Below are 15,444 nucleotides of genomic sequence, written 5' to 3'. Positions count from 1 at the left end.
ACTAACCCTCCGCCTTAGCCAGAACGACCATACCCGCTTTAAAGCTGCTTAACGGACGCTTAACCACTTGCATACTGTCACCAATTTCCAAATCCAATTTGGCAGGATCGATGTAAATCAAACCACCCTTTTCAAATTCAACATTCGCGTTTGATTTCGAAAGTTGACCGCTATCATCCACAAACCACAGGTCGCCTTGTTGCGAAAGTGCAGAAGCCGGAAGTTCCCACAATTGGGTTAACTGCTTACCCGAGATCGTCGCTTGTACGAACGTTCCTGGATAAAGATCCTTCTCTTGATCCAAAGGATTATCGACTTTCACGATCAATGAGCGCTGACGCGTGTCTTGTTGTAAGTGCTGCTCTACTCGCTCGACATAACCTTGCCATTGGAATTGACCGTCAGAACTCGATAGAGTCACTGGCCACGGCTGCTCTTTCAGTTGGGTGTTATCGCTGTTGGGTAGGCTCAACCATTGGCTTTCAGAAAGGGGGACAGAGACCTCAACCTCATCAACGCTGTATAACGTGGCTATTTGAGCGCCCGTTTGTGCGTAGCTTCCCGGTTGAACATCACGGCTCACGACCAACGAATCAAAAGGGGCAACCAAGGTTGTTTTTTCGAGGTCTTGCTCAGCCTTCACCAATTCAAGCTTGGCGTTCTCCAAGGCTGCTGTTACTTGTGCCAGTTGTGGTTCGCGTAATACTAAAGGTGAATCCGGCTCGCCAGACAAACCAGATCGTTGCCATTCAGACTTAGCTTGTTCGCCTTGTCTCTGCTCTTCCAACAAATCCAGTTGAGCTTGAGCAACATTCGCCTTCGCTTGGGTTACCGCTTGTTGGTAACTGGTCGAATCGATATTAGCGATCACTTCACCTTGGCCAATCACTTGCCCAGTTTCAAACTGCGAGCTGATCGTTTCTACTCGGCCATCAACTTCCGTCGAAAACATCAATTCGTAACGCGACTTAGCTTCCCCGTAACCCACCACTTCTGCTTGGTAGTCACCGAGAATGGCAAGTACCACAGACACTTGCTGTTGTTGTGAAGCAGGCAAGCTCGTCGTATCAATAGACTTGGTTTGAATAGGCGTAGCTTGAGGCTCTGAAACCGTTAGTTCATTCGTCTTTTGAGGAGTAGGAGCCACTTGTGAACCATTGTAAGCAAGGGCAGCAAAAATGCTTGAACCAGCCACTAAGGTGATTGCAATTGTGATGGTGTTCAGTTTCATGAAGATACTCCCAAGCCCAGAGCTAGGCCTAAATCAATTCGGTTTACGAGACGGTTATAAATGGTTTGTGTTAACTGCGCTTCAAGGTCATAGGTTTGCTGCTGAACAGTAAGTAGATCAAAAATGTCGACCAAACCCTGACGGTATTTCTCTTCATAGCTAGTGAAGCTGCGTTGTGCGCTTACCAAGGCGTTCGTTAGGTGTTGCTGTTGAAGCGTTAATGAGGACTCTTGCCCCATCGCATTTTCCACTTCATTCACCGCATTGAGCAGTGTCTCTTGGTAAGCCCAGTAACTGGTTTCTGTGGTTAGATCTGCAATTTCTGCCTGTGCTTTTAGCTTGCCACCTTGAAACAGTGGTGCAGACACTTGGCCAAGCGCACTCCACAAAGGCCCGGTAAGCAGCGCTTCACTCGGAGAATCCGCCATATCAGTCAGGCTTGCAGATAAACTGATAGACGGCAGCATCGCTTTGTATGCCGTGTCAGCGCGCAGAGTTTCCGCTTCGATATTGAAGAAAGCCGCTTGAAGATCGGGACGACCTGCTAGATCTTGTGTCGGCATATTGTCTAGTGGATTAATGATGGTTGGAAACGAACCTAGCTCAGCAAGGGATAGCTCATCAGACTCACCACTCCACTGACCCGTTAATAAAACCAATTCACGTCGGCTTTGTGCAAGCTGCTCACGGTAATCAGCTAAGGTTGCTTGAGTCGATGCGCTGCTCGTTTTTGCATTATCTAGATCTTCAAGGCTACCTAGCCCTGCGCGATAACGTTCTAAAACAAGTTCTTCATTGTTTTCTAGAATCACCAAACGTTGCGATTCGATATCGACAAGCTGTTGCTTCAAACTGATATCAAGCCAACCTCTCATCACACTCGCGACCAAAAGATCTTGAGCACCCTGAAGGTTAGCCTGAGACGTCGCAATGTCTTTCAAAGCGGCGTTGTTTGTGTCTGCAAGCTTCTGCCATAGATCGAGTTCCCAACCAACCGTGACGTCTGTGGTGTAGGTTTCAGTCGTGCTTGAGCCGTTAGTGCCTTCGTCAGCTTGACCAGAAAAGCTCGCATCGACGGTTGGTAAGCGATCACCTGAAGTTACACCTTGCTGCGCATAAGCTATTTTGAGTGCTGTAATGCTTTGTTGGAGGCTTGGGCTGTTCTGCAGAGCGCGCTCGATATAGAGATCGAGCTCCGGTGCATTCACTAAATCGGTCAGTTGTAGGTTTTCAGCGTCTAGATCTTGTTGAGTCGACGCTTGATCACTAGAAGCCTGTTGAATCAGCTCTGCGAGTAAGCTTTGTTGTGTCTGATTAGTGCTTTGCTCAGCGAGTGAAACATAGTCGGCCTGACTGGTTGTCGTGCAACCCATCAATCCGATTAGAGCAAGTGAAATAAGGGAATGTTTTAAAGGAAGATTCAATTTCATCTTCTTGTCTCCTGTAAGAATGGAGACAAGATAACGAGCTGGGGGTTAAGAGAGGGTTAAGGCGAACGTTAACCCCAAAAGAAAATACAAAAAGCGTACGTTTAAACTTCAGCTTTACGCTTCTGACTTGCTTGAAAATAGCCCACCGATTTTATAACCGATCGCATAGCAAACCACGGCGACAGTGACAAATACCAATGCCGAGAAGAAATACGCTACAGACGCTGCAACACCAGCCCCCCACACGACGCTGAACACCAAACCGAGATAAGCCTCTTTTGGCCACTGGTAGATAGGAAACTGAGCGCCGCCGGCAATTAGGTAAGCCATCGCAAACAAGCCAATGAAGGTAACAATAAGACCGATGAGAACGCGAATGTTCATGGAGAGACCCTTGATTAATTTAGCTTGGTTGCCATTGTTCCTAGTCGAAAGCGAATATGCTTAGTCGGAACCGGATCTTCTTAATCGAAGCCGAATATTATTAATCGCAACCTGATGATATTCAAGTATATCGGATAAAAGGAACTGGCTCTATTACTCTTCCGAGTGAGCTTTTACTCACTATAGACAAATCACAGTCGACGGCCAAAACCTGATTTCGCCTGATTAACAGGCACAAAAAAGCGGACACCCTCCTTACGTTAACTCCGTAAGCAAAGTGTCCGCTTTAGCTGAATCTAGCTTAAAGCAGGATGAAAATACCCGCTAAGCATGCACTCATTAGGTTTGCTAGCGTACCAGCAGCTACCGCTTTCAAACCTAAGTTTGCAACTTCAGCACGGCGCTCTGGTGCCATAACACCGATTGAACCTAACTGAATCGCGATAGAACCAATGTTAGCAAAGCCACATAGAGCAAAAGTCACGATTACTTGGCTGTGTTCAGAAAGTAGCGCTTTGTTCTCAACGAAGTCGATGAAAGCAACAAACTCGTTCATAACGATCTTCTGACCGATGTAAGAACCTGCCATCAATACTTCATCACTCGGAATACCGATCAGCCATGCAAGAGGCGAGAACAGGTAACCGAAGATAGCTTGCAGCGTAATGCCCGCAAAACCGAACGTTTCACCTAAGCTTTCTAGGCCAGTATTGACCATCGCAATCACACTCACGAAGGCAACCAACATAGTACCAACCGCTACCGCAACCTTCATACCGTTCATCGCGCCGCTTGCCAATGCATCAATCACGTTGCTTTGGTCAGCTTTATCTAGTTCGATATGGTCGTAATCACTTGGTGTGCTGCGCTCAGGAACGATGATCTTCGCCATTAACAGGCTACCCGGAGCCGCCATAAAGCTTGCAGCGATAAGATATTTAAGCTCAACACCAAGGCCAGCATAACCACCAAGTACACTACCCGCTACCGACGCCATACCACCTGCCATTACAGCAAACAGTTCCGAACGAGTCATAGACTTTAAAAAGGGACGAATAAGAAGAGGAGACTCACCCTGAGAAAGGAAGATATTACCTGTAGCAACCAGAGATTCAGCTTTACTTGTACCCAGCAGTTTTTGCACCGCTCCGCCCAAGATTTGAATCACTTTTTGCATGACGCCTAAGTAATAAAGCGCAGAAATCAAAGCACTGAAGAAGATGATGATTGGAAGCACGCGAACCGCGAAAATGAAGCCTTCAGTAGCAAGGTCACCGAAAAGGAATGCGATACCAACGTCTGCAAAACCAAGCAGGCTAGAAACACCATTACTTAGGCTTGTTAGCGCCAATTGTCCCCATGGGAAATACAATACTAAGGCTGCAAAACCGATTTGAAGTAATAGTGCACGAGAGACCGTTTTCCAGTTAATTGAAGAACGACTTTCAGATAACAGGTACGCGCAAGCAATCAGTGCAAGAACACCGACAAAACCAAATAGAATATTCATAATGTGTCCTAGTAATCCTTAAAGAGTGAACATGAGCCAAGCAAATGACATCAAAGGAACAGGACAAAGAACCGCAAGCAAAACGCTACGCGATGAAGGAGCTAACAGGGTTAGCGAATGTAACAACGAGTTGTTCATGTAAAAAATCACCTTATACAAGCAGTGGAACGTAGCTGGTCCGGTCCGTGGGGTCATTCACATATCCATGTGACGGCTTGTATTGGCTAAGCACCGGCTTAAAACCGGAAAAGAAGTATAAACAGTTAAGTGAGACTTTCATCACATTTTTTGACGCAAACGATCGCGCGGTCAAGGATTAAACAAAACGTATTGTTTGTCGTCGTTTTCGTGCTTCAAAACTGTAAACAATCTGTAGGGAGTTGAATTTGTAATGTTAAGTCTTTAAGTGTGTGAGCGTAATCACTCAGTTAATTCTGTGTGATTCTTACTACTTTTCTGTGCTCTGCCTCATTTCCCGAGACTTCAAGATTCATCTTAAGTTTAGATGCGTATATACTTTGTGTGATCTCACCAAATAATTATCTATAAAATACCAATAGAGCTGATTAGATATAACAGCCATCGAGACTAAGAGAGGAAACACGTGAAGAAAATGGAAGCTCCGCACGACATGAACAATGGAGCTAGATTCAAAACAAATAGACACGGCTATGTGACAGTAGTTGAATATTATAATACCTATACTGTTATTGTCGCGTTTGAAAATACCGGAAATATCCGCGCTATCAGCGCGGCGAAATTACGTACAGGTCAACTTACCGATCGCTCTGTTGCGCCTGAGTCAATTATGATTGGTGAAAAGGTTGAATCGGTTAAACACGGGATATTAACCATTACTCAAGTTGAATCTGAAAATATTGTGGTACTGACCAATGCCAATAACGAAGAAATTAGAATGTTATTGCCTGCCGTACAGAAAATGAAAGATAAAACTGAAGAAGTCGACAGTGAAAATGTTACCTCCCCAAGACCAACCTCTCTTAGCCAACTGACTAAAAGAAACAAAAAGACCAAAGACGTTAATAGCATGCTTAAGAAAATGCTTACTGACTACGGTCGATACGATTAATTCTCTGTTTTCTACAATAAAGCCTCTATAGATTTATATTCTGATATAAAAATTAATTAAGCCCGCCTTTCTCAATAAAATACGTTGCATATTCGAGTGAAAAGTTAAATTTGATCAAAGTCTCACTCTGGATCCTTACCACAAATTAACGAGACCTCCGTCACAATCTCATTTTAGCTTTGTGATGGAGATCTTATTGAAATCTGAATATTTCCGTTACTATGCTCTCACACAATAAGAGAACGAAGTTTCTCAACCCCTAAAATCCAATTGAGACAAATATTATGAAAAAGATTCTTGTAGTTTGCGGTAACGGCCTTGGTACTTCTCTAATGATGGAAATGGCAGTAAAAGAAGTCGCTAAAAAAATCGGTTTCGAAGCAGAAGTTGATCACGAAGATCTATCATCTGCAGCATCAAGTAATGCGGATATTTGGGTTGCAGCAACAGACGTTGCAAACCAACTAAAAGACGCTGGTAAAGAGAACATCATCAGCCTTAAAAATATTTTTGACAAAGCATCAATTGAAGAACAACTAAAAACTTTCATGTAAGGTCAAAATTATGCAAAACTTTTTCGAGTTCATGCTCGGCTTATTAAAAGAGCCAGCGATCATGGTAGGTTTAATTGCTTTCATTGGCCTAGTTGCTCAGAAAGCAGATATTTCCACTATTCTTAAAGGCACCATTAAAACCGTAATGGGTTTCCTAATTTTAGGTTTTGGTGCAGGTGCTCTTGTTGGCGCTCTAAATAACTTCTCAGTGGTATTTACTGAAGCATTCGGCGTAAGTGGTGTTATTCCAAATAACGAAGCAATTGTTGCACTAGCACAAGAAGCATTCGGTTATGAAATGGCTCTAATTATGTTCTTCGCATTCGTTGTGAATATTTTATTGGCTCGTATTACTCCTCTAAAATATATTTTCTTAACGGGTCACCACACAATGTTCATGTCTATGCTAGTAGCGGTAATCCTGTCTACAGCTAACATCGAAGGCACTGCTCTAGTTGCAATCGGCTCGATCATTGTGGGTTCACTGATGGTTATCATGCCTGCACTTGCTCAGAAATACACAGAGAAAGTGATGGGTACCGATCAACTGGCGATGGGCCACTTCTCAACATTCTCATACTTAGTTTCTGGTTACATTGGTAGCAAATTCGGTGACACATCTAAATCGACAGAAGACATCAACGTACCAAAGAGCCTGATGTTCCTGCGTGATACACCTGTAGCAGTAGCAACAACAATGGCAATCTTCTTCATGTTTGCTTCTATTGTTGCTGGTGGTGACTTTGTTGAAACAGTATCAGGCGGTCAAAACTGGGTAGTATTCACCTTCATGCAGTCTCTTGTGTTTGCAGGTGGTGTTTACATCGTACTGCAAGGCGTGAAGATGCTGATTGCTGAAATCGTTCCTGCATTTAAAGGTATCTCTGACAAGCTAGTACCGGGTGCGAAACCTGCTCTAGACTGTCCAATGGTATTCCCTGTAGCACCAAACGCGGTACTTATCGGCTTCCTTTGTTCTTTCGCTGCTGGCCTACTAGCAATGGCAGTTCAAGGCGCTCTTGGCTGGACAATCATAGTCGCGGGCGTTGTTCCTCACTTCTTCGTAGGTGGTGCAGCGGGCGTTTACGGTAACGCAACTGGCGGTCTACGTGGTGCAATTCTTGGTTCATTCACACAAGGTCTATGTATCTCTTTCCTACCAATGCTACTTCTTCCAGTTCTAGGTGGCCTTGGTCTTGAAGCAACAACATTTGCTGACTTCGACTTCGGTGTAGTTGGCCTGATTCTAGGGTGGATTGTTTCATGAGCTTATTCGATTTAATTGGTAACCAAGGCGTTATCATCAACTCTGAAGAGAACCTAACAGTTGATGCAGCGATTGATGTGACATGTTCAACACTGCTAGCAAACAACAAAATTGAAGCAAGCTATGTTGAGGCTATCAAGCAAAAGCACAAGGACATCGGCGCGTACTATGTTCTGGCACCAAAGATTGCGATGCCTCATGCTCGCCCTGAAGATGGTGTGAACGAAGCATCACTGCAAGTAACGGTATTCAAAAAGGGTGTTGATTTAGAGTCAGAAGACAACGGTGACGTTTACCTTTCGATTACTCTGGCGGCGATGGACTCAGATAGCCACATCCATACGATTATGGCGCTATCAGAATTGTTCCAAAATGATGATGACATTGATGCCATTATCGCAGCGGAAACTGAGCAAGCGATCATCGAGATATTAAAACGCTACTAATCTCGATATAAAGATCCTGATAAGCCCCCATGAAAAAAGCGATAGCCTCGGCTATCGCTTTTCTGTTTCTGGTGCTTGGTCATTTCTCATCGGATATGAGTTAAGGCATCACACCTCGAAAGCATTCAGTGGCGTTAAAACGCGTACATTCTTTTATCTGTCGATAGTTCAAAGCAATATTGCGCGTGTTTATTAAGGCACTCAAACACTTCTCGATCCAACTTAAAGTTATCAACGTGGTCCGTCAAAATAGCGAGTGTTTCTTCTAATGTCATACCTGCACGATAAGGGCGAGACTGAGTTAGCGCTTGAAACACATCGACTACCGCGACTATTCGACTCGGTTGATCCAGCTCTTCAGCCGTTTTACCCATTGGGTAGCCCGAACCATCTAACCTTTCATGGTGATTAGATGCCCACTGACAAACCTGAGGTGAACTGAACAACTCCTGCAATGCAAATCGAGTATCCGTAGCATGGCGCTTAATACAGCAATACTCTTCTTCAGTAAGTAAATCCGGCTTATGCAGAATATCGTTAGGGGTTTGCAGTTTACCGATATCATGAACCAAACCTGCTAAATAGAGTTTGCGCTGAGTGGTGTAGGAATAACCCAGTTGTTTGGCGAGGTATTCTGAAAGCTGCCCAACTTTCAAAGAGTGCTTAAAGGTAAACGAGCTCTTGGTATCCACAACATTGGCAATAAACTCGGCAAAGGCCACCGTCTCGTCCAGCGACATTTGTTGAGAAAAGAATGGCACAGGTTCAAAGTTATCCCTCATGTTTTCAATGTAAGGGATCTCCATCGAGAACCAAAAATCATCCAAATCAACCAACTCACACATGTGTTGCACAAGGTTGGTTTCGAACATCTCATCCGCTTGTTCTGTTAAACGTTCAATGATGCTCGTTTTGCCATCGGGTGTGAGATTTCCATAACGATCTGAAGAGGTGATGCCATACAAGTAGTCAACCCTATCGGCAAGCATCACGATAGCAGCTAGCTCTTTTTCTAACTCACTGATATGAATAGTCTTTAAGTCAGTCCAAGGGGTATGATGATAAAGCACCGGCTTAGCGAATATAGAAAGAACCGGGCACTCTTTTAGAATTTGGTACCCCTTTTGACAATGGTGGTAACTCGAGTCAGGAATGAACCCTGAAACCAAACTACGCTGCTCGTCAATTTGCGATACACCGCAGTCGTGAATTAACCCCAATGAGAACGCAAGTTGCGCTTGCTCTTCTTCCCACCCCACACTCAGAGCACACCGATACGCGATGTAACCCACCCTCTGTCCATGATTTTTGCTTTCGAAACCGACGTTATCAAGCGCCTTAGCAATACCGAATAGAGCCTTCCTTAGGTCTACGGTCACGTCCTGGCAATGTTGATTCATTATTTAAGCCTAGCATTTTTATAGTTTTTATATATTTAGGCCGCCAATACTAATGCATAGCTAATGATTATATACACAACTATTGTAAGGTTTAATGAGTTTCGTGATAGATCTAACGTATCACGAAAATTCCGTGCTACAAGTGGTTGCATATTAAAAATCATGCGACATTATATCCTGCCGACTAAGATCCACTAAATCAGCAGCCATAAGAAAAGGAAAAACATGTTTAAAACAGTTATCGATAATGAACTATCCATCGCATTGGTTGAAGAGAGCTTCGCTTCTCACTACGCGGAAATCTCACAAAGCCAGAATGAGTACCTGAGCCAATGGCTCGTGTGGCCGCCACATTGTAAAACCGAGCAAGACTTTAGGATCTTCATCCAACGCTCGCTGCACGATTATGCAGAGGGCCAAAGCATGACCTGTGCGATTGTATATAAAGATAATATCGTCGGTAACTGTAGCTTCAACACCATTGACCACAATAAGCAGAAAGTCACGATAGGCTATTGGCTGTCTGAAACGTATCAAGGAAAGGGGATTGTTACCCGCGTGGTCGCAAAGCTGATTGATATTGCTTTCAATGAGTTAGATATGGAAAAGGTCGAGATATCAGCCGCAACGGGCAACCAAAGCAGTCGCAAGGTTTGTGAACGCTTACATTTCACCTTAGAAGGCATCATCACGCGCAATGAGAACTTAAATGGTCGCATCGTTGACCATGCTATTTACGGCCTTCACCGTTGTTAGCATTACGTCCCAAGCGCTCACCTCTTGGTAAATGAGCATACTAAAAAGCCACGGTATTCGACCGTGGCTTTGTTGTCTCCGAAGCTAGACCTAGAAACGAGACCTAGAGCTTAGGGAACTCTCAAAGCGCCCAGTTATAAGGTCTTAGGAATCACAATACTGAACTTTGCTCCACCATGGCTACTGTCATCAATTTTGATGTCCCAAGAGAGCTTTTTAGCGGCCGATAGAGCAATCGCAAGGCCTAAACCCAATCCTCCCGTTGCCGATGTACGACTTGAATCTAAACGAGAAAAAGGAAGAAACACTTCATCGCGTCGCTCTGCTGGGATTCCAGAACCATTATCTTCAATCACCACCAGCCAGTTTTCTGAGTTCTCATCCAGTGTCATCCACACTTTGTCTTGTGTGTAGTTGCCTGCGTTCTTAAGAATGTTATCAAACACCAAGCGCGCCATCGAGCAGTCACATTTTATCGTGCTTTCTTGCTGAACTTTAGAATCGAAGGTCACGTTATCCAACTGAGAATAGCGAATCCTATCTAGACAGTACTCAAGCAGGCTAGCTCTCACTTTTACCAGTTCAAAGAAGGAGTTATCCATAACGTTCAGCTTCGACAGCATGATAATTTCTGATGTGAGGTCGTTAATATCCTCAATGTAGGTATCAATATCATCAAAAAGCGCTTGATGGTGTTCTGGTGCTCCCCTTCTTAAAATATCAGTCGCCAACTGAATACGACTCAACGGCGTACGCACTTCGTGAGGGATAGCTTGAGCGAAGATATGACTCTGTTTCACCTTGCTCTCGATCTCTTCAGCCATGAAGTTAAAACTGCTCGCCAAATCAGATACAGGGTGAATTTCGTCCAACTCCGAACGGGTGCTGAGCTTGCCCTTGCCGAACTGTTTCTGCTTCTCAACTAACAGCTCTATTCTTTCTTGAAAACGCCTCACAGGTAAGTAAACACTTGCTCCAATCGCCACAATGACAGCCAGTAACAACCCCATTAGGAAGTGTCTTTCTGAATCCTCATACCATTCAATCTCGGGAGAGAAGAAATCCCCTACCTCACTGAATGCAAAGCTAAATCGAGAATTTGGTAACTGAAAGACTGCAGAATAGAGATTGTTGTCACTCAGATAAATCGGCACCCCATTCAAGGTTGTGTATAACTCACATCGTTGGCAAGGCGCTTCGCCCGACCAATTCTCCAACAGGCGTAAATTGAAGATATAAAATTGTTGGTAGCCTGTTCTATCGAGTTCTTTATAGAGTGAGTTTTCTTGGTTATGTTGGCGAGTGTACTGCTCAGCAAAGTAGATACCGTCGTTGAGGAAGGTTTCAATCTCGGTTCTTCGCATGTGCCCTTCACCAAGGTTCAAAAACAAAAATATCGTTGCCGACATTCCCGTCACAATGCCAAGGTACAAACGAGCAAACATCGAAACCGAGCGAAGTTTTGCAGTAATGAACTTACGCAACCAGCATGTACCCCTTGTTGCGAACTGTGCGGATCAGCTGTTTGTCTTTTGCGTGAATGCGCAACTTGCGGCGCAGACCAGAAACGCGCATATCAATCGAGCGGTCGTTAAACGCGTAATCGATCCCTCGGAATAGCTGACAACACTGGTCTCGTGTTACAACCTGACAGATGTTATTCACAAGGAGGTTTAAGATTTCAAACTCAGCAGAGGTAAGCTTGAGGTTCTGTCCATACAAGGTGGCGCTTTGAGCCGCACTGTTGATGACAATATCGCACTGCTTTTCAGCCGCGGTTTCTTGCGCTTTTGCAGCAGGCGCAGCTCGACGCAATAACGCTTCAATTCGAGCTAATAAGGCATGACCACGAATCGGTTTGGCAACATAATCATCCGCACCAAACTTGAATAAACTGACCTCACTCATTTCATCGGCAGAAGCTGTTAGCACTAAGATCATGCCATTGTAAAACTCACGAGCCTGACGGCAGATCTGCGCGCCGCTCATGCCTGGAAGCATCAAGTCCAACAGTACTAAGTCAGGTTCAATGCTTCGGATCGCTTCAAGTGCCAAATTCCCTTCATGAACAACGCTAACACTGTAGCCTTCAGCTTCGAGGTAAAGCGTTGTTAAACGAGCTATCTCTTGGTCATCTTCAACAATGAGCACTTTGGTTTTTGACATTCCTATCACCAGTATTTATTAAAAGCGAGGGCAGTATATATACTGTTCATATATCATCAATGTTGTTATTAGAGCCTTAACTTTACCGTACGCAAAACATAGTAATCACTTTTGTACATGCACGTTTACAAAATATGGAATTCAGCAACCACTGAGCCTTTCTTTACAAAGGCTGTAGCATAAAAGCTGTAGCAAGCTGAGGGAAGGGTTGACGTGTTTTGTCCGCTTATCGCTCGCTTACATTTGCTTTATTTTCTTACGCGCACTTACATTTAAGGCGTTTACAAATTCCGATCAAATCAACCATCCGCACACCCAGCTCATATCAGTGAATAACACTATAAAATAACAAACAAGCAGTCCAATAAACCGATGGGTTGTGTCTGAAATCAAAAGAAATCGATTACTTATTTAGTGAGCCAGTATTTTCCATTATTGAGCACGCCACAGAACCTATTAAGCGATAAGTTCCTAAAGTAACATTCACCCAAACAATAAATTAACTCATTATTAGACAACCACCACTTGGACACAGGGCCCTCTTTAAGATGAATAAATCGCTTTCACTGTTACTTACAACCACTGCTTTAGTTTCAACACCGCTTATTGCTGACACCAATAAACATGACACAGTGAACAAGATTCAAGAACAAGTCAGTGCTTGGATAGACATTCAGGTGACGCCACAAAACAGCATTATTCAGAAGATGGTTTTTAGTTGTGAATTCTACAGCGCCACGCCTTCAATCAAGTCGCCAGACGGCAACGAGAGTAGCAGTGGGTCATACCTCTTTTACTCACACAAAGGTGTATTGGGTACGGTGACAGAACCTTACACAACCCAACCATTGCCAGAGTTAACCATGTGTCTTAAGGAAAACTTCGTGGTCACTAACCAAGATGAGGCTCAACTGTTGTTCGAAGCCATCGAAACGGTTTATCCAAATTATTCGATGTTCGATAAGGACTTCCCTAAAGAGATCACAAAGCAACCGAATGGATGGCAGTTGATTGATGGTGAGATATTTGATGATAAGAAAGGCTATGTCATCGAGACCACGCCGCAAGGTAAAGTGACGAAAATCATCCGCTCACTGAACCTGTAAACGTTGAAATTAAAGATAAAGACAAAGACAAACAGCCTACTGACTGCATGAGTCAGTAGGCTTCGTTCGACCCAAATATCCGTGTGCCGAGTTCAATATGATGACAAGTTATCAGCCCTTCGAGTATCTCAAGTGTCCTATTTGGATATATGACATTGATAATAAGAGAATAACTTGGGCAAACAGCAGTGCCCTACCTCTCTGGGAGTCTGAATCTCTGTTTGAGCTGACGTCACGTGATTTCAGCGTCGAGATGTCTAAGGCAATAGAAGCAACGCTCGAAGAATACCAAAGGCAATTTCTACGCAACGAAAGCATCAAGACATGGTGGAACTTCACTCCCAACTACATTTCGAAGCGTGCATTGTGTCTGTTTTCTGGGATCCCACTACCAGACGGCCGAACCGGCATGTTGGTACAAGTCGTCGCGGAAGAAGGTAGTCTAAAGCACGATCTCGCTTGCTCGGATGGTTCAAACCTCTCTCTTCTATTTGATAGATCGGGAGCGGTAGTGAGTGCTAACTCTGCATTTTCCCAGAACTATGGCATGCCGTTTTCCACCCTCTCCGACTTTGTTTCAAGTGAAGAAATTGCAGCCCACTGGTTGTTCTCTGCACGCAAAGGGCGAGAGATTTTAGAAGAAGTCAGCTGCCATATTGGTGATAAAGCCCACCACTTTGATGTGCAGGGAAAGTGGCTATTTGATAAGAGTGAACTGCTGTTAAATCTGACTTGTACCACTAAGCAGAAAAAGAAACTGATCAAGGCCAGATACAATGCAGAGCACGACTGTTTAACCGAACTATACAATCGCCGTGGAATCACCAACCTCTTAGAAACCAGTATTGCCTATCGCTCTCCCTTTGAGCTGATGTTCGTTGATCTTGATGGCTTCAAACTGGTTAATGACACCTACGGGCACAGTGTGGGTGACCAACTGCTCAAACAAGTGGGTGAACGTCTCAAGCAGCTCGTTGACGAAACCTGCATGATTGGGCGATTCGGTGGCGATGAATTCATTGTGATCGCCCACACCTGCAGAAATCAAAACATCCCACTGCTTTGCACGCGCATTATTGATGCCTTGAACCGAAGCTTTCATATAAGCGGCATTGGCACCCTCTCTGTCGGTTGCAGCATTGGCACTGCACATTTCCCTGATAACGCCGTGGATCAAGAGTCATTGCTCAAACAAGCGGGAATGGCGATGCATATTGCTAAAGCCAATGGTCGAAACCGCTTCCAAACCTTCACTCCGGACTTAGCACAAACGCTTCACCGAAAAGTAGAAATTCGCCATCGATTGACCCAAGCCCTAGAGAACGAAGATCTCGATCTGCATTATCAGCCGATCATGAATACCAACAGTGTCAAGGTTAAGGGCTTTGAAGCGCTACTTCGATGGTCAGACAAAGAGCTCGGTAACATTGGCCCTGATGAATTCATCACCTTGGCGGAAGAAACAGGGCAGATAGTGCCACTCGGAAAATGGGTGCTCAATTCAGCCCTTAAGCAGCTATCAATATGGCATCGAGAATTTGATAGCGAGCTAATGATGAGTATCAACATCTCGAGTATTCAGATGCACGCAACCTTTGCTGAGCAGCTGTCTGCGATGCTTAACTTCTACAATATCCAACCTCAAAACATTGCACTTGAGATCACTGAGTCTTCGATGATTTTCAAACACGGTGAAGTAAGGCAAGCATTAAGCGACATCTCTAAATTAGGCGTTGAACTCCACCTTGATGATTTTGGCACTGGCTACTCTTCCCTCTCTATGCTGCACGACTTACCAATTAGCACCGTAAAACTCGATAAAAGCTTTGTTCACGGTTCACATAAAGGAAGCAAAGCAATTGTCCAAGCGACCCATGCGATTTGCGACAAGTTGGGGCTCAAAGTGGTGGCTGAGGGCGTCGAAACCGAGACACAAAAAGACTTCTTAATCGACTGTGGATACCAATACCTTCAAGGGTATTTGTTTAGCAAGCCAATCCCGTCAAACGAAGTCGAAAGCCAATTTCTATTCGTTCGATAAGTCGGTTAATAAAGTTATTTTTATCAACAAGTTAGAACTTTGAATGATTAATAAACAAGGTAA

Annotated in this window: 14 protein-coding genes; 7 read left to right on the top strand and 7 right to left on the bottom strand. The window is 44.3% G+C overall.

What is annotated here, in order from left to right:
• Window position 1: 1 nt before the first annotated feature.
• The 4 genes from OC193_RS16190 to OC193_RS16175 all read right to left on the bottom strand — a co-directional run bounded on the left by OC193_RS16190 (window position 2) and on the right by OC193_RS16175 (window position 4,555).
• A complete protein-coding gene (locus OC193_RS16190) occupies window positions 2-1,231 on the bottom strand; it encodes an efflux RND transporter periplasmic adaptor subunit (protein WP_048661574.1) in 1,230 nt (409 codons plus the stop codon).
• Complete coding sequence (locus tag OC193_RS16185) at window positions 1,228-2,661, bottom strand: TolC family protein (RefSeq protein ID WP_048663303.1); 1,434 nt, start codon at window positions 2,659-2,661, stop codon at window positions 1,228-1,230. Before OC193_RS16185 ends, OC193_RS16190 begins: the two co-directional genes overlap by 4 nt.
• A 114-nt stretch (window positions 2,662-2,775) precedes the next feature.
• Window positions 2,776-3,045, bottom strand: coding sequence for a hypothetical protein (locus OC193_RS16180; RefSeq protein ID WP_048661572.1), 270 nt, complete (start codon window positions 3,043-3,045; stop codon window positions 2,776-2,778).
• Between the two features lie 301 nt (window positions 3,046-3,346).
• Complete coding sequence (locus OC193_RS16175; RefSeq protein WP_017060598.1) at window positions 3,347-4,555, bottom strand: NupC/NupG family nucleoside CNT transporter; 1,209 nt, start codon at window positions 4,553-4,555, stop codon at window positions 3,347-3,349.
• A 613-nt stretch (window positions 4,556-5,168) separates the two neighbouring features.
• On the opposite strand from OC193_RS16175, the gene OC193_RS16170 reads away from it, so the two are divergent.
• The 4 genes from OC193_RS16170 to OC193_RS16155 all read left to right on the top strand — a co-directional run bounded on the left by OC193_RS16170 (window position 5,169) and on the right by OC193_RS16155 (window position 7,912).
• Window positions 5,169-5,645: a hypothetical protein gene (locus tag OC193_RS16170; protein WP_048661571.1), complete on the top strand. Its 477-nt coding sequence runs from the start codon at window positions 5,169-5,171 to the stop codon at window positions 5,643-5,645.
• 284 nt (window positions 5,646-5,929) lie between these two features.
• Entirely contained in the window at window positions 5,930-6,199 is a 270-nt protein-coding gene (locus tag OC193_RS16165) for a PTS sugar transporter subunit IIB (RefSeq protein ID WP_017064872.1), read from the top strand.
• A gap of 10 nt (window positions 6,200-6,209) precedes the next feature.
• The gene (locus OC193_RS16160) at window positions 6,210-7,466 is read left to right on the top strand and encodes a PTS ascorbate transporter subunit IIC (RefSeq protein WP_048663301.1); all 1,257 of its coding nucleotides are present in this window, start codon (window positions 6,210-6,212) and stop codon (window positions 7,464-7,466) included.
• Window positions 7,463-7,912: a PTS sugar transporter subunit IIA gene (locus tag OC193_RS16155; RefSeq protein ID WP_029405610.1), complete on the top strand. Its 450-nt coding sequence runs from the start codon at window positions 7,463-7,465 to the stop codon at window positions 7,910-7,912. The genes OC193_RS16160 and OC193_RS16155 overlap by 4 nt, the downstream gene beginning before the upstream one ends.
• Window positions 7,913-8,046: 134 nt before the next feature.
• On the opposite strand, the gene OC193_RS16150 is transcribed toward OC193_RS16155, so the two are convergent.
• On the bottom strand, window positions 8,047-9,312 hold the full coding sequence (locus OC193_RS16150) for an HD-GYP domain-containing protein (protein ID WP_048663299.1): 1,266 nt from the start codon (window positions 9,310-9,312) through the stop codon (window positions 8,047-8,049).
• Window positions 9,313-9,537: 225 nt separating this feature from the next.
• Between OC193_RS16150 and OC193_RS16145 the strand changes: the two genes are divergently transcribed.
• Window positions 9,538-10,068 carry a GNAT family N-acetyltransferase gene (locus tag OC193_RS16145; protein ID WP_048663298.1) on the top strand — a complete coding sequence of 177 codons (531 nt, stop codon included), beginning with the start codon at window positions 9,538-9,540 and terminating at the stop codon, window positions 10,066-10,068.
• A gap of 134 nt (window positions 10,069-10,202) precedes the next feature.
• Here the strand turns inward: OC193_RS16145 and OC193_RS16140 are convergent, their stop codons facing one another.
• Together OC193_RS16140 and OC193_RS16135 are read right to left on the bottom strand one after the other, a co-directional pair.
• Window positions 10,203-11,552 (bottom strand): sensor histidine kinase, encoded by a 1,350-nt coding sequence (locus tag OC193_RS16140; RefSeq protein WP_048663297.1) that lies wholly within the window; start codon window positions 11,550-11,552, stop codon window positions 10,203-10,205.
• Window positions 11,545-12,234, bottom strand: coding sequence for a response regulator transcription factor (locus OC193_RS16135; protein WP_017632634.1), 690 nt, complete (start codon window positions 12,232-12,234; stop codon window positions 11,545-11,547). Before OC193_RS16135 ends, OC193_RS16140 begins: the two co-directional genes overlap by 8 nt.
• Window positions 12,235-12,782: 548 nt before the next feature.
• On the opposite strand from OC193_RS16135, the gene OC193_RS16130 reads away from it, so the two are divergent.
• Together OC193_RS16130 and OC193_RS16125 are read left to right on the top strand one after the other, a co-directional pair.
• Window positions 12,783-13,340, top strand: a complete 558-nt coding sequence (locus OC193_RS16130) for a hypothetical protein (RefSeq protein WP_048663296.1) — start codon at window positions 12,783-12,785, stop codon at window positions 13,338-13,340.
• 97 nt (window positions 13,341-13,437) lie between these two features.
• Window positions 13,438-15,381 (top strand): putative bifunctional diguanylate cyclase/phosphodiesterase, encoded by a 1,944-nt coding sequence (locus tag OC193_RS16125; protein WP_048663295.1) that lies wholly within the window; start codon window positions 13,438-13,440, stop codon window positions 15,379-15,381.
• Window positions 15,382-15,444: the final 63 nt, after the last annotated feature.

Origin of the sequence: Vibrio crassostreae, assembly GCF_024347415.1 — a bacterium.
Taxonomy (GTDB): Bacteria; Pseudomonadota; Gammaproteobacteria; order Enterobacterales; family Vibrionaceae; genus Vibrio; species Vibrio crassostreae.
Note: the sequence above shows the minus strand (reverse complement) of the source record. Positions and strands in the feature narration are given on the sequence as shown.